The 23441-nt window shown below is 42.4% G+C and carries 26 protein-coding genes; 5 read left to right on the plus strand and 21 right to left on the minus strand.

Features of this window, described 5'->3' with window-relative positions; all coding sequences use genetic code 11:
* Position 1 precedes the first annotated feature (1 nt).
* The 11 genes from AC0OMA_RS12540 to AC0OMA_RS12590 all read right to left on the minus strand — a co-directional run bounded on the left by AC0OMA_RS12540 (position 2) and on the right by AC0OMA_RS12590 (position 9951).
* Positions 2–1057, minus strand: coding sequence for a YqgU-like beta propeller domain-containing protein (locus AC0OMA_RS12540; protein WP_047182875.1), 1056 nt, complete (start codon positions 1055–1057; stop codon positions 2–4).
* A gap of 67 nt (positions 1058–1124) precedes the next feature.
* Complete coding sequence (locus AC0OMA_RS12545; protein WP_474222435.1) at positions 1125–2255, minus strand: M14 family metallopeptidase; 1131 nt, start codon at positions 2253–2255, stop codon at positions 1125–1127.
* 82 nt (positions 2256–2337) lie between these two features.
* The gene (locus AC0OMA_RS12550; protein WP_003230133.1) at positions 2338–4254 is read right to left on the minus strand and encodes an LTA synthase family protein; all 1917 of its coding nucleotides are present in this window, start codon (positions 4252–4254) and stop codon (positions 2338–2340) included.
* A 115-nt stretch (positions 4255–4369) separates the two neighbouring features.
* Positions 4370–5335 carry a glucose kinase GlcK gene (gene glcK, locus AC0OMA_RS12555; protein WP_003230132.1) on the minus strand — a complete coding sequence of 322 codons (966 nt, stop codon included), beginning with the start codon at positions 5333–5335 and terminating at the stop codon, positions 4370–4372.
* A gap of 10 nt (positions 5336–5345) precedes the next feature.
* Positions 5346–5561: a YqgQ family protein gene (locus tag AC0OMA_RS12560; protein WP_047182878.1), complete on the minus strand. Its 216-nt coding sequence runs from the start codon at positions 5559–5561 to the stop codon at positions 5346–5348.
* Between the two features lie 109 nt (positions 5562–5670).
* Positions 5671–7194, minus strand: a complete 1524-nt coding sequence (gene yqgP, locus AC0OMA_RS12565; RefSeq protein ID WP_322839696.1) for a rhomboid protease YqgP — start codon at positions 7192–7194, stop codon at positions 5671–5673.
* 89 nt (positions 7195–7283) lie between these two features.
* Positions 7284–7457: a hypothetical protein gene (locus AC0OMA_RS12570; protein ID WP_003230126.1), complete on the minus strand. Its 174-nt coding sequence runs from the start codon at positions 7455–7457 to the stop codon at positions 7284–7286.
* 66 nt (positions 7458–7523) lie between these two features.
* On the minus strand, positions 7524–8087 hold the full coding sequence (locus tag AC0OMA_RS12575; RefSeq protein ID WP_181219756.1) for a 5-formyltetrahydrofolate cyclo-ligase: 564 nt from the start codon (positions 8085–8087) through the stop codon (positions 7524–7526).
* An 84-nt stretch (positions 8088–8171) separates the two neighbouring features.
* Positions 8172–8321 carry a 50S ribosomal protein L33 gene (rpmG, locus tag AC0OMA_RS12580; protein ID WP_003153056.1) on the minus strand — a complete coding sequence of 50 codons (150 nt, stop codon included), beginning with the start codon at positions 8319–8321 and terminating at the stop codon, positions 8172–8174.
* Between the two features lie 83 nt (positions 8322–8404).
* Positions 8405–9484, minus strand: a complete 1080-nt coding sequence (locus tag AC0OMA_RS12585) for a glycosyltransferase family 4 protein (protein ID WP_181219758.1) — start codon at positions 9482–9484, stop codon at positions 8405–8407.
* On the minus strand, positions 9481–9951 hold the full coding sequence (locus tag AC0OMA_RS12590; RefSeq protein WP_181219760.1) for a hypothetical protein: 471 nt from the start codon (positions 9949–9951) through the stop codon (positions 9481–9483). The genes AC0OMA_RS12585 and AC0OMA_RS12590 overlap by 4 nt, the downstream gene beginning before the upstream one ends.
* 179 nt (positions 9952–10130) lie before the next feature.
* Between AC0OMA_RS12590 and AC0OMA_RS12595 the strand changes: the two genes are divergently transcribed.
* Positions 10131–10484 carry a hypothetical protein gene (locus tag AC0OMA_RS12595; RefSeq protein ID WP_003245993.1) on the plus strand — a complete coding sequence of 118 codons (354 nt, stop codon included), beginning with the start codon at positions 10131–10133 and terminating at the stop codon, positions 10482–10484.
* Positions 10481–10945 (plus strand): endolytic transglycosylase MltG, encoded by a 465-nt coding sequence (locus AC0OMA_RS12600; RefSeq protein WP_181219762.1) that lies wholly within the window; start codon positions 10481–10483, stop codon positions 10943–10945. Before AC0OMA_RS12595 ends, AC0OMA_RS12600 begins: the two co-directional genes overlap by 4 nt.
* A gap of 29 nt (positions 10946–10974) precedes the next feature.
* Here AC0OMA_RS12600 and pstB (AC0OMA_RS12605) read toward each other — a convergent pair whose 3' ends face one another.
* The 9 genes from pstB (AC0OMA_RS12605) to AC0OMA_RS12645 form a co-directional block, all read right to left on the minus strand.
* Complete coding sequence (gene pstB / locus AC0OMA_RS12605; protein ID WP_181219765.1) at positions 10975–11757, minus strand: phosphate ABC transporter ATP-binding protein PstB; 783 nt, start codon at positions 11755–11757, stop codon at positions 10975–10977.
* Between the two features lie 10 nt (positions 11758–11767).
* The gene (gene pstB, locus AC0OMA_RS12610) at positions 11768–12577 is read right to left on the minus strand and encodes a phosphate ABC transporter ATP-binding protein PstB (RefSeq protein WP_015384102.1); all 810 of its coding nucleotides are present in this window, start codon (positions 12575–12577) and stop codon (positions 11768–11770) included.
* A 20-nt stretch (positions 12578–12597) separates the two neighbouring features.
* Positions 12598–13482 (minus strand): phosphate ABC transporter permease PstA, encoded by an 885-nt coding sequence (gene pstA, locus AC0OMA_RS12615; RefSeq protein ID WP_003230103.1) that lies wholly within the window; start codon positions 13480–13482, stop codon positions 12598–12600.
* The gene (gene pstC / locus AC0OMA_RS12620; protein ID WP_015714268.1) at positions 13482–14411 is read right to left on the minus strand and encodes a phosphate ABC transporter permease subunit PstC; all 930 of its coding nucleotides are present in this window, start codon (positions 14409–14411) and stop codon (positions 13482–13484) included. Before pstC ends, pstA begins: the two co-directional genes overlap by 1 nt.
* Before the next feature lie 68 nt (positions 14412–14479).
* Entirely contained in the window at positions 14480–15382 is a 903-nt protein-coding gene (locus AC0OMA_RS12625; RefSeq protein WP_015384104.1) for a phosphate ABC transporter substrate-binding protein, read from the minus strand.
* A 154-nt stretch (positions 15383–15536) separates the two neighbouring features.
* Entirely contained in the window at positions 15537–17690 is a 2154-nt protein-coding gene (gene pbpA / locus AC0OMA_RS12630; protein WP_015483440.1) for a penicillin-binding protein 2A, read from the minus strand.
* Positions 17691–17803: 113 nt separating this feature from the next.
* Positions 17804–19096 carry an MFS transporter gene (locus AC0OMA_RS12635; RefSeq protein WP_003230095.1) on the minus strand — a complete coding sequence of 431 codons (1293 nt, stop codon included), beginning with the start codon at positions 19094–19096 and terminating at the stop codon, positions 17804–17806.
* Positions 19097–19202: 106 nt separating this feature from the next.
* Positions 19203–19811 (minus strand): superoxide dismutase SodA, encoded by a 609-nt coding sequence (sodA, locus tag AC0OMA_RS12640; protein ID WP_004398583.1) that lies wholly within the window; start codon positions 19809–19811, stop codon positions 19203–19205.
* Between the two features lie 178 nt (positions 19812–19989).
* Positions 19990–20472: a DUF456 domain-containing protein gene (locus tag AC0OMA_RS12645; protein WP_015483441.1), complete on the minus strand. Its 483-nt coding sequence runs from the start codon at positions 20470–20472 to the stop codon at positions 19990–19992.
* Between the two features lie 109 nt (positions 20473–20581).
* Here AC0OMA_RS12645 and AC0OMA_RS12650 point away from each other — a divergent pair, with 109 nt between their 5' ends.
* The 3 genes from AC0OMA_RS12650 to ispG all read left to right on the plus strand — a co-directional run bounded on the left by AC0OMA_RS12650 (position 20582) and on the right by ispG (position 22993).
* Positions 20582–21343 carry a DUF1189 domain-containing protein gene (locus tag AC0OMA_RS12650; protein ID WP_474222141.1) on the plus strand — a complete coding sequence of 254 codons (762 nt, stop codon included), beginning with the start codon at positions 20582–20584 and terminating at the stop codon, positions 21341–21343.
* Between the two features lie 94 nt (positions 21344–21437).
* Positions 21438–21737, plus strand: a complete 300-nt coding sequence (locus AC0OMA_RS12655) for a LysM peptidoglycan-binding domain-containing protein (RefSeq protein WP_014477356.1) — start codon at positions 21438–21440, stop codon at positions 21735–21737.
* Positions 21738–21859: 122 nt separating this feature from the next.
* On the plus strand, positions 21860–22993 hold the full coding sequence (ispG, locus tag AC0OMA_RS12660) for a flavodoxin-dependent (E)-4-hydroxy-3-methylbut-2-enyl-diphosphate synthase (RefSeq protein ID WP_010886567.1): 1134 nt from the start codon (positions 21860–21862) through the stop codon (positions 22991–22993).
* A 25-nt stretch (positions 22994–23018) separates the two neighbouring features.
* On the opposite strand, the gene AC0OMA_RS12665 is transcribed toward ispG, so the two are convergent.
* Entirely contained in the window at positions 23019–23408 is a 390-nt protein-coding gene (locus tag AC0OMA_RS12665; protein ID WP_010886568.1) for a DUF308 domain-containing protein, read from the minus strand.
* Positions 23409–23441 lie beyond the last annotated feature (33 nt).

Here is a 23441-nt window from a genome sequence, read left to right on the forward strand (position 1 = left end):
GTTATTCCATCTCCTTTTGATCAATGATAAGTTGCTTCGTTTCATGTGATTTCAATAAAATAATTTGCTCAAAATGAAAGCCGTATAACGCATATTTCCCGTTCGGAGATATTTGAATCGGCTCCATTTCCCGCAGAGACACAAGATCTTTTGTCTCTCCCGATGCTACATCGACTGCTGCGAGCTTATATGCATCGCCGCTTTGTTTGAATGTATAAAACAGGCCTCCTGTTTCATCATAGTCATACTCCATTGGAGCCAAACTTGTATATTTCGCTTGGAGCGGCCATTTCGCTGTAACAGGTGATGTTGATTGCGGCGTTTTAAACTGATACGTCCCTTTTCCTCCGGAAGCTGATTTGACAGTAAAGCTCATTTGAAGGAAAGAATCGAAGAATAGAACGTCATCCTCAAGCTTCTGTTCCATCTTAGAAGCTGTATCGAACGTATATAAAGGCCCTGTTTTATCGTCTCTTTCCTCTTTTACATAATCAAATGTATTTTTGGATGTCCAATGAATGAACGGAACCTGTACCGGACTTAAGAAAGATTCGCCTTTTTTAGCATTCACCTGATATGTATGGAAATCCCAGTTTTCATTGAATTCCGTAACCATCATTTGATAAGGATCATACTGATTCCAAGCAGCCTCAAGCTCATACGTTTCGTAATCTTTTTCGTAAAGCGTCTCCCCTTCTGCATTAAGCAAAACCACTGCCGTCTTTTGGCTATGTGTGATTTGCAGCAGAATCATCTGCTCCCTCGCATTGATTTGAACATCAACGATTTGACCATCCGTTTGATAGAGCTTTTTCGCTTTGCCTGTAAAGATGCGGTACGCAAAAAGCTCTGTTTTCGTCGGATTAGACGCAGTATATAATATTGTGCTGTTATTCAGCCAGCCTTCCGCCCCATCCGCTTTTTCCGCGGAAAGCGGTATGATGTCTTTTTTCTCATCTTTTGCCGCCGATGCCTGTTTTTGCTGCTGATGAGATGGTTCGCATGCCGATAGACTAAACAGCAATACCGTCAGCAGAATAAAACAAACTGATCTCATCAGCATTCCCCTCCGATCATCTTTATTCTCTCATATTTGCTTCGGCAGAAAAAAGAAAAAGTTTCAGTTACTCATGAAAAAATAACGCCCTCCACAAGATGCCGTTTGTGGCGTTATATATGTGTGAAAACTGCTGAAACGGCAAAGGATTTTGGCCTTTTCCAAGTTCCACCGTATACCCTTCCTTAAAATAATGGTGAATAAACCAATCACGAAATCCAGCATAGCTGTCTATATCCCTTACTCCCTTATAAATGTTCCCGCTTAACTCCTCAAAATCCTTTATGACGGCAGCAGATTCCTCAGGCTCAAGGCCTTTATAGCCCCAATAAATTTCTTCTCCTTGAGTATGAAGAGCCAGCAGTCTGTCAGGCGGATTCTCCGTGATCAGCCGGTACATCGCAATAGATTCCGGCTCCGTAAGTGGAGAGATTCCCGGAAAATCGCGGTAGCTGGGTGCTGTCGGTTTTCGGTATTTTTCAATTTCCCATAATGATGGAAATTGTTTATTTAAATCAACCCCGTTTATATTCGCCTTCCATTCATTAAAATTCGGACGATGTTCATTTAGCCTTTCGAGCTCATCTCTTCTGGCTCCCATGACTTCTGATCCGTTTAAAACAAGATCAACGCCATCCGGATTGACAAAAGGAACGAGGGATAAGGATGTGCTGTTAAACAGCTTTATGGGAGAAAAGCCAAAGAAAGGCGAATTGCAGCATAATGACATACAGTATTCCTTAAACCATTTTAGCAGGACAGACGTTGTAATCCACTCATTCGCATGAAATGACGCGTTCATATGGACCTTTTTTACGGCATGCTCCCCACCAGCCTTCAGCTCCCAGATAGGCCTGCCGAGTACAGAACGGCCAATTTCCCGGCATGAGACAAACGGAAAAACATCAATAATCTTCTTTATTTCCTTTTCAACAGCTGAATCATCATAGATTTTCTCTTGCTCAATCCAGCTATCAGAAAGTTCCAGCTGCCGAGGCTGTAAAAAGCGCTTTATGTCCTGAATGGTTTGAAGCTCTTTGTCGCTATGCTCCTCTATCACATAACCAGGGCAATACAATTGATGTTTTTGTGCGGAGCGATTTGCACTTTTAAGCAATTCCTCGTCTATCTTCAGTTCTTTCGCCACTCTGGCCAAATTGTTCTTGATCGCAGGTTTCACCGTAATAAACGCCATCATCATCCCCCTTTTTTGTTACTATATGACAGCGTATTTAAAAAAAGAAAGCCTCCCGCTCACTTTGACGCGGGAGACATTGTGATTACGATGCCTGATCAAGCATTTGTTTTTCTTTCCGTTTTGACGAATTGTCCAGCCTTTTCTGGTCATAAAATCGCAACAAATCCCCATAAATGATTTCATCAGAAAGTGATAGCTCCTGTTTTGCTTTATCAGCAAATGCTTCACATTGTTTTGTCTCTTCTAACGGTTTTCCCGTCTCTTTGTCATAACACGCACCGTCTGTATAAACAACCTGATCTGTGATAAAGCTCCCGTCCCGGAGCACCGTAAAGTCCAGTTTTTCGTCTGAAAGCAGATCGTTGCCGAATTGAATTTGATCTTTCGTATCAATCCCTAAAAGATTCATCAGCGTCGGCCTGATATCAATCTGCCCGCCTACTGTTTCAATGGTTTGCGGCTTTTTATCAGTAATACCCGGAATATGAATGACCAGCGGCACTTTTTGGAGCTGTACCTCTTCAAATGGGGTTATTTCTTTTCCTAAAAACTGCCCCATCGCTTCATTATGGTTTTCTGATATACCATAATGGTCACCGTACAATACAATAACAGAGTTGTCGTATAATCCGTCTTCCTTCAGCTTTTCGATAAACCGTTTTAGCGCCTCATCCTGATAACGCACTGTCGGAAAATATTTATTTAGCGTCTGGCTGCTTGAATCATATTCATCAATCAATTGATCCTCTTCATCAAGATCAAACGGGAAGTGGTTCGTCAGTGTAATCAGCCTCGAGTAAAACGGCTGAGGCAGATTTTTCATCAGCTCTGAAGACTGCTCAAAAAATTCTTTATCCTTAAGTCCCCAGCCGACTGAATTTTCGTCAGTTACATCATACGAGTTAATATCAAAAAACGAATCATATCCAAATGAGTCGTACATTAAATCACGATTCCAAAAGCTCTTATTATTAGCGTGGAGCACCGCTGAATAGTATCCGCTGTTTTTCAAAATTTCAGGAGCGGCCATATATTGATTGCCCGCATTCGTAAAAAACACGGCACCTCGTCCAAGCGGATACAGTGAATTGTCCACGATAAATTCAGAATCCGAGGTTTTCCCCTGGCCTGTTTGGTGGTAAACATTATTAAAGTTGTAGCTCTGTTTTATAAAGTCATTCAGAAAAGGCGTGATTTCTTCTCCATTCAATTTTTCATTAATCACGAAGCTTTGCGTCGACTCTAAGGATACGAGAATGACGTTCCTTCCTTTTGCAGCGCCGAATAAGCGTTTGTTGGCATCCTTCGCATTAGCGGTTACGTAGTTTTCAATTTCCGTCAGGCTGTTGCTGTCTGCCAACGCTCTCTGTGCGGATTGCTTTGACTGAAGAACGCCATCGTAAATATGAAAATTAAACAGGCTAATGTTTTTAACAAGCATTTCTCTGTCAAATGAGCGTGTCAATAGCTGAGGTCTTTCCGCCTCAGACAAGCCCAGGTTGAAGAAATAAACAGAAGCAACGAACAAAAAATAAGCCGCCCGTTCATTTTTCGTTGAGGGAATGTCCGATTGAAAAGCTTTTTGCCGGATGTGAAGCCATATTAAAACCGCAATATCTACAGCTAATAGGAGGTCTGTCGGCTCAAGAAGTGTTCCGATGCTGCTTCCGAGATCACCCATATTGCTCGTTTGAAAAAGAACAGGGATTGTTAAGAAATCATTGTAAAAACGGTAAAAAACCATATTTGCCAGCAATACAAACGTGACAAGACAGCTCATCGCGATAATGTAGCGATTTCTGTTTTTGCCTTTTAAAAACAGGCTGAGGCCAAAAATAAGCAACAAAAAACTCAATGGGTTGATAAACAGAATAAATTCCTGTGTTAGATTGTCGATTTTAATATGAAAACTGGTTTTGTAAACAGCATACGTTTTCAGCCACATCAATAAAATGGCAATCAGCATAAATGAAATCTTCGAAAAAAACGTTTTTCGCATTTCAACCTCCTATGCAGCACGCTCAAAAAATCAGTCTATTCCCAACATTCTCATTAACACATCAAATTAAATCTTAACCTGAGCACAACAAAAAATCAATTTCATTTACACAATTTTAACAATTTTGATGTTTCAGCCATTCATTTTTAGCGATCCAAGCGCCTCCGATAACGCCGGCATCATTTCCAAGTGCTGCGATTGAAATATCAGCAGCTTGGGCCGCCCGCGGAAACGCGCATTTGCGGAATGTTTTCTCAACTTTTGATCTCAGCAGTTCTCCGGCTCTCGATACGCCGCCGCCAAGAACGATTTTGGATGGATTAAGCGAGCTTGCCAAATTTCCGAGCACCAAACCAAGGTGCTTGGCTACATAATCAACCACCTCAAGGGCAATTTCATCATTTTCACCCGCCGCTTCAAACACATCCCGCGCTGACAATTGTTCGGTTGCTTTTAAACGTGTCGTCTTTTTAGCATTTGCTATTTTTTCTTTTGCAATTCTTACAATTCCGGTTGCTGAAGCAATTGTTTCGATACAGCCCGTTTTGCCGCAGTTGCAGGGCGCTCCGCCTTCAGGGATGCTGCAAATATGGCCGATTTCTCCGCCGGCGCCATTTATGCCATGTACAATTTCACCATTTGCAATGATGCCGCCGCCAACTCCTGTGCCAAGCGTCACGAGAATGACGTCTTTTGCGCCATCACCCGCTCCCTTCCACATTTCCCCGAGCGCAGCAATATTCGCGTCATTTTCTATAACAGCTGGGATGCCGGTTTCTGTCTCCAGATGGTTTTTTAAAGCATAATTTTTCCACCCTAGATTTACTGTTTCATAAACAACTCCTGCCGCCATATCTACAGGGCCTGGTGCACCCATTCCGATGTATTTGATGATGTGCTTCGGTTTTTGCAGCTCATCCAGCTTGCTGTCGATTGTTTTTGCAATTGTGACAGTAATCGTGTCGCCGGTTTTATCAGTCGGAACTTCCCACTTATGCTGAATTTCGCCATATTGATTAATAAAAGCGAGTTTAATCGTCGTTCCTCCCAGGTCAATGCCCGCAAACCATATCTCGTCCATTTTTATCACCTTAGCCTTTATAGAAATCTCTTCCGTTTTTTGTTTGCTCCAATTCTTTTCGAAGGACAGCTGCCGCTCTGGTCCACTGCTCCTTTTCAATCATGTGGTTCATGTATAATTCCTTTAATTCATCCAGCATAAACTCAATTTCAAGCTCTCTGTCTCCAAAATAAACAATGTGGCCAAACGTTTTTAACAGCTGCTGCACATCATAAAATGTATTCATTTTCCTCACCATTTCTTGAACTTAACTATCATAAGCGTATTCATAAGGAAGCGGTCAGTCAAGAAGAAAACGCTGACAAAAAAGCCAGCCTCCTTTCCATATTCCACCTTTATGATTCTTTATTGTTTTCAATTTGTTGCTGAAGCTCCTTGTAGCGCTGCTCCTTCGGCTCCAATTTTAAAGCCAGCCTGATAGCCTTTTCTGCTTGTGCAAGCTCATTTTTTTCCGCATACAATAAGGCTAAATTGTAATATGAGGCATGGTCTTTAGGTTCTTTTTTCACTGCTCGTTCCAAAAGGGAAACCGCCTGATCATATTCGCCGATTTTAATATCAGAAACAGCAAGAATTTTCAAAAGATCGGCAGAGGCATCTTTTTGCGCTGCTTCTCCGTTCAGCAATTCTGTTACTTCTTCATACTTTCCTTCCTGATACAGCTCGCTTGCCTGCTGAATCAGCGCTGACTCCTGGTGTGAAGGCGAATGCAATCCGTAATATAAAAATCCGGCAGCCAAAGCAATCAGCAAAACCGCTGACAACAATCTTTTTCCAAAGGCTCTGGCTTTGGGCAACCCCAATGCCGCTGCAGCGAAAAAGCCGCCAATCAAGCCGCCGATATGTCCTGAATTATCAATATTCGAAACTGCAAAACCAAAGCCCAGATTGATGATAATAATGACAATAATATTGGTTCCTATGGTTCTTAAAAACATTTTTCGATTAGACAAAGCAACATACAGTAATGCACCTAAGCATCCGAATATGGCTCCTGATGCCCCTGCCGAAGGATACGGGCTGAACACAAAACTCGCAATCGAACCCGTAATGCCAGCAGCCAGATAAATCAGCAAAAACCTGCCCGATCCATACATCCGCTCAACCGCTGTACCAACCGACCATAAAGCCAGCGTATTAAAAGCTAAATGCGCTATGCCGATGTGAAGCACAATGGGTGTCAGAAGCCGCCACCATTCTCCTTGTGCAATCAGGCTGTTTTCTTTTGCTCCAAAAGCCACCAGCGTCTCCGTATTAGTGCTGCCTCCGTTTATTTCGAGCAAGAAAAACATCAGGATCTGAAGCGCAATAAATAAATATGTAAAAATCGGTTTTCCGTTTTGAAAAACCGCCGCTTCAGTTTTTCTCTGTTCTTCTTGTTTCAGCACTAGCGAAAGGAAGCGTTCTCGCGCCATTTGCGCGTTTTCAAACGAAGCGTGTTCCTCTGAACAATCTTCTGTACGAAATGATGGAAAAACCGCTTGAAGATCATCTCGAAGCATCGTTCCTCTAACGATTGCCGGCTCAACTGACACAGTTCCCTTTTCAAAAGGTAGTTTGGATATTTCTTCCCAGTCATCAACAGGGGCTTCCGTTGAAAAAAACACATTCAGCAGCTTCATCCTTCGTCTGCCCAATTGATGTCTGACTCGTTCTACTCGTTCGGCCTGCTCTTCGATGTCTCTAACCATTTCTTGACGGAAATCAAGATCGTGCTTATAAAGACGAACTAGATCATGAGAGGACTTGTCCGGCGCTTCCAACCATATTTCATCTGACTCACCGGCTTGTATGACGCCATACCCGCTATTCACCAGGTGCGCCGCAATTTTCCAATATGTATACTCCAGCAAAAACATGTTTACCGCTCCAATAGTTTTTTTTCATTATAACAGCTGGCGCTCCGAAACGCCTACTGAAAGCAAAAAATCCCGTTTTTCACGGGATTTTAGAAAGCTTGCTGTATAAACTTATTGCGGATAAATGGAATTCTTAAAAACAAATGGATAAAAGACCGCCTGATTCCTGGCTGGCTGAGTACAGTATTCATAAGACGGTAGCGATTTTGATAAAACATGACGGCAGAAACCGCGAAAATGGCATATATCAAAAGTTTTTTCATTATATCCCTCCTGCCAATAGGGTTTGTTATTCTACCTTATTTATTCTCGAATAAGGGACAGGAAAGTTATGAAAAACAAGAAATAATCCCATCCTCTGTTATCAGCTTATGTACCGGGATGTCATGCGGCAGACTGGGTACGTGCGCAAACAACTGGCACTCCAAAAGCAAAGAGACTGTCTTCCCTTCATATTCACTTAAATAGCGATCATAATAGCCGCCTCCAAAGCCGACCCTAAACCCGTTAACATCAAAACAAACACCTGGAACGATCATCAAGTCAATTTGTGATGGGTTTACTTCTTTTGTTTTTTCAATTTCCGGCTCGAGCAGTCCGGCGTACACGGTTTCGAGCTGATCATCAGTCTGATATGTGCGAAATTGCATTTTCTTCGTGTCCGGATAGCATTTTGGGATGCAAACTTGTTTTCCTTCTTCCCAAGCCTGCTCAATGACAAGACGCGTCGGTATCTCTAATCCTCTGGAAATAGTGACGGCAATGGTGCCGGCATTTTGCCACTCCGGCAGAGAAAACAAGTACTTATACATACGTTCCGTTTTTTGAAGCAGATCTTCATTTGATAAAGCAGACAGTGCCTCCAGCGTCTTTTTTCTTAATTGTGATTTCATCTCTCATCCCCCTCGGAATAGAAAAAAAGCCAGAACCTTTTTCAAAGCTCTGGCTTTTTTCTTACACCTCAAACAGCAAGGCTGTTATTTTGTTTCACGGTGTAACGTAGATTTTTTATCACGTGGGCAATATTTTTTAAATTCAACGCGGTCTGGATTGTTGCGTTTGTTCTTTTTAGAAATATAGTTACGCTCACCACATTCAGTGCAAGCCAAAGTAATATTAACGCGCATTATTTTCCCTCCAAACTAAAATCATTTACTTATTCAGACTTATATATAATACCACTATAATGGACGGAATGCTAGGCTGTTTTTCAATGAATTGCTGAATTATTGAAGATACGCTCATAAAGCTGCAAATATGATGACATAATGAGTCGGGGGTGGTGGAGCTTGAACACTTGTTGTCTGCCAGCTTCTTTTATCCGGCGGGCTTTTTCCCGGTCTTTAAAAAAACTGTCCAGCAGATCAGCCGCTTCCTGTACGAGCGTAAAATCAGCGATGATTGCCGTTTTGTCATGAACGGCATAATCACAAAAACCACCCGAATGAGAAACGACAGTCAGCACACCTTGTTCCATGCTTTCTTGCGCGGCAAGCCCAAACGGTTCATAAGAACTAGGGAAAACAGCCATTTCACAGTGAGACAGTAACGTTCTGATGTCTTTCCTATTTAGAAACGGCAGGAACATGACGCGATCCTTCAGGTTATATGCCGCAGCCAATTTCTCATAGCAGGACAGAGACGGCCCCTCCCCAGCCAGCACCAGATAGAGGTCAGGCTGACGCTGCTTCAAGATGGTAAACACCTTTAACAGCTGCGAAAATCCTTTTTCCGGAACAAACCTTCCATATGAAAAGAGGAATCTTCTATTCATGCTTCTTGGGATTTTCCCCTTCTCTTCCTCCATCGATACAGGACTCGGGATAACGGTTAATTTTTTATGTGCCGCCTTATCAAGAGACCGCTTCATAAATGTGCTTAATACGATCAATGCATCAGCGGATTCAATAAGGAGCCGTTCGGTCATGAGCCTGTATGGGTGTGGGGCTTCTCGGCACACCTTCTTCCTTTCGCTTTCAAGACCGTGGATTGTCGCAGCAAGCGGAAGACCAAGCCGTTGTTTCAAATACTGGGCGGCAGGGGCTGTTGTGTCATCATGGGCATGAATCAGATCAAAGCGTTCATTGTGTGATAACACATGGCGAACCATTGTAAAGTTAGCATCAGCTATGTAATCTTCAAACTTCGCATACGAAAACAACTGCCCGCTCGGAGTACAAACCGTAATGTTGATATGAGGATGTAAATAGGAAATGAGGCGGTTTAAATGGACACCGAGCCCGCTTTTCGGCTCATCGGGATGTTCGGGTGAAAGCATGAGAATGTTCACCGTTCTTTTTCCCCTCTCCCATAACAGGTGTATGCAGAAAATTGCGCCTCCCAACTGGTGTGCGCTTCTTCAATCTGAAAACTGTTTATATGACGAATCCCATTTTCATCAAGATAGATGTCGTCTGTACCGGCAAGCTTGAGAGAGACATTCATTGAATTCACAATTCTGTATTCAGCCCGATATACAGCATCACCAGCCGCCTGTCTAATCGTCCATTCGCCTTTATCATACGTTGTGCGTTTTGTCCTGACAGCTTCAATGTCTTTTCTTTTGATGACAATGCGCAATTCTTTTATCATATCCTGCGTTTTTTCGAAAAGGACCGCTTCAGCCAGCCGCATTGTTTCTTCTGAGATTTCCCAGCTTACGGTCAAGGTGTGAGCGTTTTGAATGATCATGTCGAATGTGTCCCTAAAAAAGGAAAGCTTATGTCGTATATTATAGGGAAATGGGTGTTTATCCATGGACTCCTAACATTCTCCTTTCCAATCGTTCACTTCGTGTTCCTATTAAACCATTACATAAAGAAGAAGCAAAGAAAGATTTCTCGACAAAATCTCGTTTTTTTCGCGAATTCCTTTAGAAACTATTGGTTTTATGGTATAAAAAAGAAGGATAAAAAAAGAATAGAAGGTGATGAAACGTGGAAATTGCTATTATTGCGTTGTTTATCGTCAGTATAGCGCTAATTGCATTCTCATATTCTCAAAGAGACCCGATGAAAGATGTAGAACAGGAGCTCGAAACACTGCAGCTTTCTGCGATGCAGGAAATTTACAAGCTCAAAAAGAAAATGACAGTGCTTGAGGAAGAATTACTGGAAACAAACCTTGTCATTCGCAAATCAAAGCAGAACGACATCAATCAAAAAATCGCTAAACAAATACTTTCTAAATATAATAACGGTATGTCAGCTGAAGCGATTGCTAAAGCTGAGCATGTATCAGTGGAAGACGTGAATACGATTATCAAAGATAATGAGAAGGTGCTCGTATGACAAAACGGGGCATTCAGGCATTTGCTGGCGGCATCATTTTAGCGACAGCCGTTCTTGCAGCTGTTTTTTATCTGACTGACGAAGACCAGGTCGCTGCTGTAAAAGATAATAAAACAGTAACTGAACAAGACGTGAACAATTACCTTGATTCTAAAAAAATGGTTTCTGTGAACCGTGATGAATATCAAAAACTTCTTGATTCAAAAGAGAAATCGTTGACCGATGACAGTAGCTCAGACACGAAAACAGACAAAGTCAAAACGTACAAGCTCAAAATTAAAGATGGCATGAGCACTGCGGATGTATCTGCTATTCTTGAAAAAGAGGGCATTATCTTTTCGGCTCAAGACTTTAATGACTATGTCATTGATGCCGGCTATCACAAAGAAATTCGTGCCGGCGAGTTTAAAGTAAAATCAGACATGAGTTTCAAAAAGATCGTAAAAACGTTAACACGATAAAAAAACAGGCTGACTCAGCCTGTTTTTTTTCATCCAAACTTTCCTGAAATGTAATCGAGCGTTCTTTGGTCCTTCGGGTTAGAGAACATTTTATTCGTATTGTCGCATTCAACAAGCTCGCCCATGTAGAAAAAGGCGGTTTGATCAGAAACCCTTGCTGCCTGCTGCATGTTATGCGTGACAATGACAATTGTATATTTATTTTTCAGCTCTAGAATGAGTTCTTCAATTTTTCTCGTTGAGATTGGATCTAGTGCAGATGTCGGTTCATCCATCAGCAAAATATCAGGATTGGTCGCAAGTGCTCTAGCGATGCAAAGACGCTGCTGCTGGCCCCCTGACAGCGAAAGAGCGGACGTATGCAATCGATCCTTCACCTCATCCCATAATGCCACGTCTTTTAATGACTTTTCCACAATTTCCTGAAGCTTCTTTTTATTTTTGGTGCCGTGGACTCTCGGTCCGTAAGCCACATTATCAAAAATAGATTGCGGAAACGGATTCCCTTTTTGGAATACCATGCCGATATTTTTTCGCAAATCCACGATGTCCACTTTATCCTTTAAAATGTTGCTGCCATTATAGTTCAGCTCACCTGCAAGCTTTACATTCGGCGTCATTTGAATCATTAAATTCAATGTCTTAATAAAGGTCGATTTCCCGCATCCGGATGGCCCGATAATCGCCGTAACCTCATTTTCATAAATGCTCAAATTGATATTTTTTAAAGCATGATGCTGTCCATACCATAAGTTCATTTCATTGACTTGATAGACTTCCTGTTTCATTACAGCTTCGGTAGCAATACTCATTGCCGCCCTCCTATCCGAATTTTCCGTTAATATAATCCTCTGTCTTTTGCTTTTTCGGACTCGTGAAAATCTGTTCGGTCTGTCCGTACTCTACAAGCTCTCCGTTTAAAAAGAATGCCGTCCGGTCAGAAACCCGCAGAGCCTGCTGCATATTGTGCGTGACAATAATAATTGAGTATTCTCTTTTCAATCCTGTAATTAATTCCTCTATTTTTGCATTTGAAATCGGATCAAGCGCTGAAGCTGGTTCATCAAGCAGAAGAACAGCCGGCTTCATCGCAAGCGTTCTCGCGATGCATAAACGCTGCTGCTGGCCGCCGGATAACGAGAGTGCTGATGAATGTAAACGATCCTTCACCTCATCCCAGAGCGCTGCTTTTGTTAAACTTTCTTCCACAATTTCATCTAAAACGGCTTTATTCCGCTCTCCGGCATATTTCAATGCATGTGTGATATTCGCATAGATCGATTTCGGAAATGGATTTGGTTTTTGGAAAACCATTCCGATTTCTCTTCTCAAGCTGACAACGTTAATATTGCCGCCCAATATATTTAATCCCTCATAAAGGATTTCACCTTCCGCTCTTGCAGATGGAATTAAATCGTTCATTCGGTTAATATTTCTCAAAAAAGTGGATTTTCCGCATCCCGACGGCCCAATTAAAGCAGTCACCGCATTTTTTTCAATATCCATGTTTACATGATGAACTGCTTGTTTATTTCCGTAAAAAATAGACAGATCTTTCACCTCAAGCACGTGGTTCTGCTTCGGAACAATAACAGCTCGCTCAGGTTTTTCTTTTACCATTTGTTCAGACATGTTTTTCGCCTCTTTCCGTTCTAATTAGCCGTAAGCTTTTTGTAGATCATCGTGCCAAGCCATCTCGCTGCGAGATTAAACACAAGAACAGAAATCACCAGCACGGCAGAACCACCGTTGGCAATCGCTTCAGCATCCGGAATCATTCCTTGTGTATTGACGTTCCAAATGTGGACCGCAAGTGTTTCAGCGGGCCTGAAAATATTAAGCGGTGATGTTTCCGAAAACGGGTTCCACTCCGTAAAATTAAGACGCGGTGTTGTCAGGCCTGCCGTAAATAATAATGCGGCCGCTTCCCCGAACACCCTTCCTGACGCTAAAATTGCTCCTGTGATAATAGAAGGAATCGCACTTGGAATCAAAACCGTTTTTACGGTATGCCAGCGTGATACACCTAAAGCGAGAGAGGCTTCCTTCAGATCTTTAGGGACTGAACGGATCGCGTCTTCTGTCACACGCACCATGACAGGAAGGTTAAAAACAGTTAACGCAAGCGCCCCGCCTATGATCGTATATCCCCAGCCTGTTAAGTTGACAAACATCAATAATCCAAACATCCCAATGACAATAGACGGAAGAGATGAAAGCACCTCTATACATGTTCTGATGAAGTCAGTCACTTTGTTATTAGGCGCGTACTCAGCCATGAAGACTCCGCCGCCCACACCGAGCGGGATTGTAATCAGCATTGTAATAAACAAAATATAAAAGGAGTTAAACAGCTGATCTCGTATGCCTCCTCCAGCTGCAATGGCGCTCGATTTTGTTGTAATAAATTGAAAACTGAGCTGAGAAACACCGTTTATAATAATATAGGAAAACAAACCTACTAAAATGGCAGCGATAATGGCTGCACACAAACCAAACATTCCGGTCGCCAGTTTATCTGTTATTTTGCGGTTCATTACACTTTCCTCCTAGATGACAAGTAGCGAATAAGCAGGATGAACAAGAATGACATCACCAGAAGCACAAGCCCCATTGACCAAAGCGTATTGTTTTCAACGCTTCCGTATGTGGTGTGGCCCATATTCAGCGTGATGATCGTTGTCAGCGTTCCCGCAGTGTCAAACAGGCTTTCCGGCAATACTCTTGTATTTCCAATGACCATCTGAACAGCCAAAGCTTCGCCGAACGCCCGAGCCATGCCTAACACAACAGCTGTCATCAATGTTGGAAAAGCTGCAGGCACAAGTACTTTTCTGATCGTCTGCCATCTTGTCGCACCAAGCGCGTAAGAACCCTCTCGTAAACTCTTCGGAAGAGAAGCCATTGCATCAGCAGAAATCGATGTGATCGTCGGCAGAATCATGACGGAAAGGACAATCGTTCCCGCCAATAAACTGTGCCCTGTTCCGCTCGATTTGAACTGGGCGATAAACGGCACCAATACTGTAAGACCTATGAATCCATAAACAACAGATGGAATACCGACTAAAAGCTCAATCACCGGCTGCAGCACTTTCTTTCCCCAATTCGGGGCAATCTCTGTCATAAAAATCGCACCTGCAATGCCAAGCGGCGCAGCGATTAGAGCAGAAAGAATCGTTACTGCAAATGAGCCAAAAATAAATGGCAGCACTCCGTATTTCGGATCAGTATCTGTAGGATTCCAATTTAAGCTCGTTAAGAATTCAATTGGGCTTACACCATTTACAAGAAAAGATTGCAGCCCCTTCACGCCGAGGAAAATGGTGATTGCAACAGATGCCGCAATCATAATCAGTGCACATGCTGTTACAATCATTCTTCCCCGAACTTCATCCAATTGCCGATTTTGCCTTGAGCTGATTAAACGCTCGCTCACAGACATATTTTCTCTATTGTTTATCATTGTTTTACACTCCTATGAATGTGTTAAGAGGAGAAACGGTTGTCCCCGCACTCCTCTTTTTATTAAGATCAGCTTTGCTTCCCGTTGGCATCGCGTGTCACTTTCATATCAGTAACCGGAATGTAGCCTTGGTCAGTAACAATGCTTTTTTGAATGTCTTCACTCTTTAGATAATCAAGAAATTCTTTAGCTAAACCTGTCGCTTCACCTTTTGTATAAGAATGCTGATAAGCCCAGATCGGATACTCGCCAGTTGCTACATTTTTCGCTTCAGGTTTAACACCGTCAATAGATAGAGCAGTTACTTTGTCATCTGTTAAATATGAGAATGCAAGATATCCAATCGCTCCCGGAGTATCAGCAATGATCTTTTTCACCGTGTTGGAGGAATCTTCAGTAATGCCTTCTGCAGGCTCCGCTCCGTCAAGCGCATATTTCACAAATGTAGCACGTGTGCCAGAAGAATCAGGACGGTTTACAAGTGTAATCTTTTGGTCTTTGCCGCCGAGCTCTTTCCAGTTTTTAATTTTGCCAGTGAAGATTTTTTTCAATTCTTCTTTTGAAATATCCTTCACACCAGCATCAGGGTTTACAGCTGCTGCCATACCAACTACAGCGACTTGATGATCGACAAGCGCTTTTGCATCGATGCCTTCTTTTTCTTCAGCAAAAACGTCTGAATTCCCGATCTGAACAGCACCTTCAGAGACTTGAGAAAGCCCTGTTCCAGAACCGCCAGCTTGTACCTGTATATCAGCATCAGGGTTTTCTTCCATAAATTTTTCCGCGGCTGCAAGTACTAGTGGCTGCATAGCCGATGAACCAGAAATGGTTAAAGAACCTGATGCCTTTTCTTCTCCTTTTGCAGAATCGCTATTCGATTTTTTACTTTCTCCTGCATTTCCGCATGCAGCTGCAATCATCATAAAAGCAGCCATCAGAAGCATAAGCATCAATTTGTTTTTTTTCATTTCCTGAATTCCCCCTGCGTATAATGTGTAATTTGTCCTACACGTATAGAGTAAAGGTTCTATGTAAAAAGGGTTTGAACCGAATGTTAAGGTTTTGTAAATCAGTGCGTTTTTTTGTATAAAAAAAACGCCCACATCATGTGAGCGTTTCTTTTTAGTTATCAGAAGACGTTGTGTTTTCTGCATTTTCTTCAATTTTGTCTTTATTCTTTTGCTGAGTATCTTCTTTGTCCTGCTTCGATTTCAGCTCAAAATATTTATCCATTACTTCCCTGCCGATTTCGTTTGTAATGGTATATTTAGCGCTGTAATCAATATAAGCCCAAGGGACTACTACAGAGATTGCAATCTCAGGATTATCAGCCGGTGCATAGGCGACAAGTGTCGTATTATAAGTCGATGTTCCTGTTTTTGATTTATCAGGTCCATCATAGAACGATTGTGCTGTTCCTGTTTTACCGGCAGGCTGATATGACGCTGAAGCAAATTGGCTGGCAGCTGTCCCTTTTGTCATCACCCGTCTGAATCCGGCCTGAACCTCTTTAATGTATTCACTCTTCATGTCGATTTTATTCAGCACTTCCGGCTGAACGGATTGTACGACAGCACCGATCCCTCTTTTAGCATCAGGTTCTCTGACTTCCTTTACAAGCTGAGGCTTTAAGCGATATCCGCCGTTTGCAATCGTTGATACGTATTGCGCGAGTTCCAGCGGTGTATACGTGTCGTATTGGCCGATCGCATAGTCAAGCAAGAATCCCGTCAATCTGTCTGTTCCTTTATAGCCTGTCATTTCATTCGGAAGATCAATTCCAGTTTTGACACCCAGTCCAAATTGGCTGAAGTAATTACGGAACGTATCAAAGGCCGTCGTATCAATCGGTAAAGCCTGGTGCGGTTTATATTCACCTTTTCCGAGCGCGATCGCAGTTTTAAACATAAATACGTTGGAAGACTGCTCTAAGGCTCTTTGAATATTGACCGGTCCTAAGTTAGTCCATGACTTTTTACCGCGTTTATCCTGACTGCCGATATACAATGGTTCATCTTGAAAAACAGTATTCAGATTAATAGCTCCGGTTTGAAGGCCTGTCAAGACTGTTGCGCCTTTGACCGCTGATCCCATGGCATAAGATGACGTCATTGTACCTAAAGCGTAATCATCAATTTTATATTTCCCATTTTCTTGTTTAATCTGCTTGCCCGCCATTGAAAGCACTTCACCGTTTCTTGGGTCCATCATGACAACGAATGCACGGTCTAACAATTGCGTGCTTGGTCTTGCTTTAGCAGATTTGAGGTTCTTCTCAATGATTTTTTCCACTTCTTTTTGCAAATCAATGTCAATCGTAAGCACGAGATCTTTACCGGCTTTGCCTTCAGATACCGTTTTTGTTCCCGTGACATTGCCGTTTGAATCTGTGATATTTTCGACTTTGGCTTTTTGGCCCTGCAGAAGGCTTTCATATTGGTATTCCAAATAGCTTTTTCCGACCCTGTCATTACGGCTGTAGCCAAGCGACAGATAATGGTCGAGCAAGTTGGACGGCAACCCTTCATTAGAGCTGGAAACACTTCCGAGCACTGAGCGAAGAAGGTTTTTATACGGATATTCACGTTCCCAATCGGACGTGACATCAACACCTGGCAGTTCGTCTAAATGTTCACTTACCACTGCCATTTCCTTCGCTGATACATCTTCGTTTTTGATATATTGAGGGGTCAATGCATAGCCCGAATCCATCTGTCTTTTGATAGCGAGGATCTGCATATCTTTATCCGTTAATTCATTCAGCTGCTTATCAGTAATCCGTTTTAGCTGAAGCTGGTATAAATCGTCATCGGATATTTTTTTGTCTTCAACCTGCTGTCTTTCTTTAGAGCTAATGAGCTTTTTCGCTTCTTTCGGTCTAGTCAAAATCCAATAATCTTTTTTATCCCGTTCTGTTACTTTTTTTGTATCGACTTTGATCATGTCAGACAGCTTTTTTGCGATCTTTAAGCGCTGTTCTTGCGTGGTCGATTTAGATCTCGTGTATGTGATTGCATTTAAAGCCTTATTTGTCACAATGGCATTAAAGTTTCGATCATAAATTTTCCCGCGTGGTACCGCTGAGCTGACTTCACTTTGTTCCTGCTTATTCGCTTGGTTTTTGTAATCATCGCCTTGCACGATCTGCTTGATGCCCAGTTCCACAATAATCCAGGTAAATATAACAAAGGCAGCTAAAAATAAAATATTCAGCCGGATCGGAAGCGACTTCTTTTTCTCTTTATGATTTTGCTTTTTTGGTTTATTTCTCCTCATAACATCACCTTTTCTATTTACAGAAAGAAAAGACACTCAAGTAAGAGTGCCAGTTTTCATTTTAAAGGTTTTTTCGACTTTTTTCTACAGATAACCCCTTTTTGGCAAAAAAATTATCTCTCGCCTTTTAACAGGGTCGGTTCTGTTACCCGTTTTTGGCCGTCTTCTTCCATGGTTTCATTTTCCCCTTCTTTCTCCTTAAAACGGATATCCTTGACAAAGTAATAAATCAAAGGATGTCCTATACCCAATATCGCAAGTGACAAAGGAATTCCCACATCCTCTTTCAGAAGGGCCACGATCAGGAGAAAGCACAAAATGGAAACAATTCTGCCGGCGTTCAAGAACATTTCTCTAAGCACGATATATTCAATTCTTGCTTTTCTTGCATGCCTCGCCCGCCCTATCACATCATATGTAAGTGATACATATGGCACAAGCAACAGAGGATAGCCGATGGCAATAAAAACGCCGTACGTTAATAATGTCGAAAAGCTCATATGAAACAAAATCAAAAACAGCGCGCCATACAAAATAAGTCCGCCCAGCAAAATCGATTTTTTTCTTGCCTTTTTCTTAATCAGCCTGGATGCAAAGTAGTAGGCAAAGAAGGAAACAGCTGAATTGACAAGACCGAATGTACCGAGAGCAAGTTCGCTGTTTGTCTCAATAAATACAAACACACTGATTAAAAAGACAAAAATCCCTTCTCTCAAACCCTGAAAAAAATGCGCATTCGTGATTCTCCGCCAATTCATATTGCTATGGCGCTCTCCAAATACTTTGCTCAGCATAAAACGGCCCTTTGATTCTCTCCGTTTTAAGAAAAAGCTCATCACGACAGCCAGGGCAAATAAACTGAGGGAGAGACTGAAAATCACTGTATAACCCGTATTATTTTCAAGCCTTGAGATCACGAATCCGGCTACAATCGGGCCGATCATTCCTGCAGAGGAAGACAGAATGCCCATAAACCCGTTGAAAAAGTCTCGCGTATCCGGCTCTGTTATTTCAAAGGTCAGCACGTTAAACGCTAGCCAATAAAAGCCATAGCCCACTCCGAGCACCGCGCCTATTAGCACGAGGCGGCTGGCCGCCGTTTCTCCGGCTAAAAGCACACTTAAATAAAAGGCAGCTAAAAAAATGACGCCGAACCTTAAAATAAATACCCTGTCTATTTTTTTGGCTAACCGTCCAGCCAAATAAAAGGTTATCGGCTGCATTGTCACAATGGATAAATTATATATCGCCAAATCAATAAATTTCCCTGACTGCTTCCAAAGATACACATTAACAAATGTATTGGACAGTGCAATTCCCAGCGAGTAAAGCCCGCCAATGGTCAGCAGAAAGAGTAACCCTTTGTTTACGTCTACATCGCCTATCACTTTTTTTAGTTTGCTCATAACTGACTCCCCTTTACTATCCCTTAGTCTGTCTCACTCAAACCGAGATATGTAAAAAGAAGACATAAAAAAACAAGGTCCCATAATGAGGACCTTGTTTGTGCCATTATTTTGCTTCACTGTATAGACGAGCCACTTCGTCCCAGTTTACAACATTCCAGAAAGCTGAAATGTAATCAGGACGGCGGTTTTGATAGTTAAGGTAGTAAGCATGCTCCCAAACGTCAAGACCTAAGATAGGCGTTTTGCCTTCTGAAAGCGGAGAATCTTGGTTTGGCGTGCTTGTGATTTCAAGTTTGCCGTTGTTCACAACAAGCCATGCCCAGCCAGAACCGAAGCGTCCAGCTGCTGCTGCTGCGAATTGCTCTTTGAATTTGTCAAAGCTTCCAAATACACTGTTGATCTCTTCAGCAAGCGCGCCAGTCGGTTCGCCTCCGCCGTTTGGAGATAAAAGTGTCCAGAATAATTTGTGGTTCGCGTGTCCGCCGCCGTTGTTGCGGACTGCAGTGCGGATGTTTTCAGGAACAGAATCAAGATCTGCAACAAGCTCTTCAACTGATTTGTTGGCAAGAGCAGTGTTTCCTTCAACCGCTTTGTTTAAATTTGTCACGTATGTGTTGTGGTGTTTCGTATGGTGAATAGTCATAGTTTCCTTGTCGATATGCGGTTCTAAAGCATCGTACGCATAAGGTAATTCTGGAAGTTCGTAAGCCATGATAATTCCTCCTTAGTATATATGTACTGAAATGCCGCTTCACAGCGAGCCTTTCTTCATTCAATGTAACAAAAGAATGCTTTGTAATCAATGAAAAAGCTCACGATTTGGCTCATTTCAGCGGACATACTTCACTTTAACCGATAATCTGCCCCATTAAACCTGCCGCCAGCATTTCTTATAGGACCGTCCATAAAAAGTATCCGATCATCAAAAGCTGTATGATGCCCTTGGCAATAACCCCTGTTAAAAAACCAATGAGTGAGCCGAGGCCAATTTTAAACGCTGACTTTAAGTCCTTCTGATGGACGATAAGTTCTGCGCAAACAGCCCCGATAAACGGACCCAATATGATCCCTGCAACCGGAATGACAAAAGGCCCGACTAATAAACCGATCGTGCTTCCCCATATGGCAGCTTTGCTTCCTCCGAACCTTTTTACCCCAAGCAGATTCGACACGTAATCTGCTGCGAATAATACTGCGGCAAAAACTGCCTCAACAAGCCAGAACATATAAGAATACGGACTGAATGAAAATAAAAATCCGTACAATACAAATCCGGCCACAATAAATACTACGCTCGGAATAACAGGATACACCAGCCCGATAAAGGCAATGATAAAAACCGCTGCAATCAACAGCCAATACAACATATCCATAGCTTCCATCCTCCCATTTTACTCTGTCTTCTTCATGTCTTCCTTGTATTCACACGCATGCAACGATACAATAAGCAACATATATTAGTTTAGCTAGGAAGTGAAGATAGTGAATGTGTTTCAGCTTTTCATTAAAAGTACATACTCTCCCCGTGATATTGCAAAAACAAGATTTCAAGGAATCGGAAAAGCGATTCTTTATGTATTTTTGCTCTCTGTCCTGTTTGCAATCCCTACCGCTTATTATGTAAGTACAGGGACCGTAAAATCAATGAATGGCTTTAAAACTGTTTTAAACAAAGATTTCCCTGATTTCACAATTTCAAACGGCAAACTTCAAACGGATGAGAAAAAAGCCACGGAATCTCAAGCAAATGATTTCGTTATCGTGTTCGATCCGACAGACTCCTATGGCACTGAACAAATTGAAGCAAAGCAAAACGCGATCGGCATCCTTCAGAACAAATTTGTTTTGGCCATTGACGGACAAGCCCAAGAAATGTCTTACTCAATGATGCCGTCAGAGTTACAGAAAAAAGATGTCATTGCAGGGTTAAACCAAAATAAAGCGATGATTGTCACTGTTCTCTCAGCTCTTATTTTTCTCGTAACTGCAGCGGGAAAATTTATTGAAGTATCGTTTTTAGCGCTTATCGGGTTAATCATTAAGAATTCGCAGAAAAAACATTTATCCTATCATCAGCTCTGGAAGCTTTCTGCTTATTCCATCACCCTTTCAACTGTATTCTTTACAATCATGCGGGCATTAGAAGCAACCGTACCAAGTGAATTTTTGCTGAACTGGTTTGTCAATTTTGTCATCCTGTTTCTCGTTTTAAAAGAGATTCCGTCCAAAAAAGCTGCTGTATAAACCGAGGCTGCATTCGCAGTCTCTTTTCTTTTGTCATGAATCGAAATGGACAAGCATACTATGGTATAAAATTTCGTATGCGGGAGGAAAAGCGATGAAGCGTCTCACCTTAGTATGCAGCATTGTTTTTATACTTTTTATTCTTTTTTATGACCTTAAAATTGGAACCATACCCATTCAGGACCTCCCTGTCTATGAAGCATCAGCAAAAACGGCTGCACAAGAACCGGCTTATAAAACGGTGAAGGTAAAGCCGGGTGATACGGTTATGTCGATAGTCGGATCAGCAGGTTCTCCGGATGACATTGTAAAGGATTTTGAAGCACTGAATCCAAATGTGAAAGCCAATGCCATTCAAGCGGGAACAGCGTATAAATTCCCGGTCTACCCTTAATTTAACGTTAATTTCTTGTCAGTTCGGCGAAGACACTGTTACAATGTAATTTGTAAAATAAATTCACATAAACCATACTAGAATTGTTATATCTAGAAGCGGCAACTACAATTAAGGAGCGATTGCAAGTGAGTGAAATCACACATCGTACAAAAACGCGTCCCGTCAAAGTGGGACCTTTAACAATAGGCGGCAACAATGAAGTTGTCATCCAAAGCATGACAACAACAAAAACACATGATGTAGAAGCAACGGTTGCGGAAATTAACCGTTTGGCTGAAGCCGGATGCCAAATCGTTCGGGTAGCATGTCCGGATGAACGGGCAGCAAACGCCATTGCGGATATTAAAAAGCGCATTTCCATTCCTCTCGTTGTTGACATACATTTCGATTATAAACTTGCGTTGAAAGCCATTGAAGGCGGCGCAGATAAAATCCGCATCAACCCCGGCAACATCGGCCGACGCGAAAAAGTTGAAGCGGTTGTTAAAGCGGCCAAAGACAAAGGCATTCCGATCAGAATCGGAGTAAACGCCGGTTCATTGGAAAAACGCATTTTAGAAAAATACGGTTATCCGACTGCCGATGGAATGGTAGAAAGCGCACTTCATCACATTAAAATTCTTGAGGATCTTGATTTTCACGATATTATTGTCAGCATGAAGGCCTCTGACGTGAACCTTGCAATCGAGGCTTATGAAAAAGCGGCGAAAGCGTTTGACTACCCGCTTCACCTCGGGATCACCGAGTCAGGAACGCTGTTTGCCGGCACAGTAAAGAGCGCAGCAGGACTCGGCGCCATTTTAAGCAAAGGCATCGGGAACACCATGCGCATTTCACTAAGCGCAGACCCTGTAGAAGAGGTAAAAGTAGCAAGGGAGCTTCTGAAATCTTTCGGCTTAGCCTCCAATGCTGCCACGCTCATCTCATGTCCGACTTGCGGCCGTATTGAGATTGATCTAATCAGCATTGCCAATGAAGTGGAAGAGTATATTTCTAAGATAAAAGCGCCGATTAAAGTTGCTGTTCTCGGCTGCGCTGTAAACGGACCTGGTGAAGCGAGAGAAGCTGATATCGGAATCGCCGGCGCACGCGGTGAAGGACTGCTGTTCCGGAAAGGGAAAATTGTCCGTAAGGTTCCAGAGGAAACGATGGTAGAAGAACTCAAAAAAGAAATTGACATTCTTGCTGAGGAACACTACGCAAAACTTGAAGCTGAAAAAGCAAAATTAAAAGAAGAAACACAAAAAGCTTGACGGGAACCCGTCAAGCTTTTTTGTGTTAGAAAAATGGAATAATAAATATTCCAAGCACTAATGAAACGACACCGATACCCATTGCCCAGGCTCCAAGGCCTTGAGCACCTCTTCTTCTTGCGATATAGCCGACAATAATACCGGCAGCTCCCAATAAAACAGGCAGTACAAACAATGAAATGATGGACAAGGCTAAAGCGATGTACCCTATTCCCCGTCCTTCATTGACATTGCCGCCGCTGCGATCATTGTCTTGGTCATTGCTGCGGTCAGCAGCACGATAAGGCTCTGCGATTTCAGCAGCTGTTTCCTCAAAAAAACCGTCATTGTCGCGGGTAATATTTGTCCCTTCAGATCCATGATCAACATAGTAACTGTTGTTATCACGCTTTTCGTAATCGTTTGCCACCTTCAATTCCCCCTTCTGTTTTATTAAAGGAGCTTTTAT

It is taken from the genome of Bacillus sp. AMCV2 (assembly GCF_056033925.1).

Bases quoted from the DNA above. Each gene is read 5' to 3' on its own strand.
- AC0OMA_RS12590 (WP_181219760.1), bottom strand. From the start codon at position 9,951: ATGGATAAACACCCATTTCCCTATAATATACGACATAAGCTTTCCTTT.
- pstA (WP_003230103.1), bottom strand. From the start codon at position 13,482: ATGAACCGCAAAATAACAGATAAACTGGCGACCGGAATGTTTGGTTTG.
- pstB (WP_015384102.1), bottom strand. From the start codon at position 12,577: ATGTCTGAACAAATGGTAAAAGAAAAACCTGAGCGAGCTGTTATTGTT.
- AC0OMA_RS12550 (WP_003230133.1), bottom strand. From the start codon at position 4,254: ATGCGAAAAACGTTTTTTTCGAAGATTTCATTTATGCTGATTGCCATT.
- AC0OMA_RS12545 (WP_474222435.1), bottom strand. From the start codon at position 2,255: ATGATGGCGTTTATTACGGTGAAACCTGCGATCAAGAACAATTTGGCC.
- AC0OMA_RS12600 (WP_181219762.1), top strand. From the start codon at position 10,481: ATGACAAAACGGGGCATTCAGGCATTTGCTGGCGGCATCATTTTAGCG.
- AC0OMA_RS12575 (WP_181219756.1), bottom strand. From the start codon at position 8,087: ATGAAATCACAATTAAGAAAAAAGACGCTGGAGGCACTGTCTGCTTTA.
- yqgP (WP_322839696.1), bottom strand. From the start codon at position 7,194: ATGTTTTTGCTGGAGTATACATATTGGAAAATTGCGGCGCACCTGGTG.
- AC0OMA_RS12655 (WP_014477356.1), top strand. From the start codon at position 21,438: ATGAAGCGTCTCACCTTAGTATGCAGCATTGTTTTTATACTTTTTATT.
- pbpA (WP_015483440.1), bottom strand. From the start codon at position 17,690: ATGAGGAGAAATAAACCAAAAAAGCAAAATCATAAAGAGAAAAAGAAG.
- AC0OMA_RS12645 (WP_015483441.1), bottom strand. From the start codon at position 20,472: ATGGATATGTTGTATTGGCTGTTGATTGCAGCGGTTTTTATCATTGCC.
- rpmG (WP_003153056.1), bottom strand. From the start codon at position 8,321: ATGCGCGTTAATATTACTTTGGCTTGCACTGAATGTGGTGAGCGTAAC.
- AC0OMA_RS12625 (WP_015384104.1), bottom strand. From the start codon at position 15,382: ATGAAAAAAAACAAATTGATGCTTATGCTTCTGATGGCTGCTTTTATG.
- pstB (WP_181219765.1), bottom strand. From the start codon at position 11,757: ATGAGTATTGCTACCGAAGCTGTAATGAAACAGGAAGTCTATCAAGTC.
- pstC (WP_015714268.1), bottom strand. From the start codon at position 14,411: ATGATAAACAATAGAGAAAATATGTCTGTGAGCGAGCGTTTAATCAGC.
- sodA (WP_004398583.1), bottom strand. From the start codon at position 19,811: ATGGCTTACGAACTTCCAGAATTACCTTATGCGTACGATGCTTTAGAA.
- AC0OMA_RS12635 (WP_003230095.1), bottom strand. From the start codon at position 19,096: ATGAGCAAACTAAAAAAAGTGATAGGCGATGTAGACGTAAACAAAGGG.
- AC0OMA_RS12570 (WP_003230126.1), bottom strand. From the start codon at position 7,457: ATGAAAAAACTTTTGATATATGCCATTTTCGCGGTTTCTGCCGTCATG.
- AC0OMA_RS12560 (WP_047182878.1), bottom strand. From the start codon at position 5,561: ATGAATACATTTTATGATGTGCAGCAGCTGTTAAAAACGTTTGGCCAC.
- glcK (WP_003230132.1), bottom strand. From the start codon at position 5,335: ATGGACGAGATATGGTTTGCGGGCATTGACCTGGGAGGAACGACGATT.
- AC0OMA_RS12540 (WP_047182875.1), bottom strand. From the start codon at position 1,057: ATGAGATCAGTTTGTTTTATTCTGCTGACGGTATTGCTGTTTAGTCTA.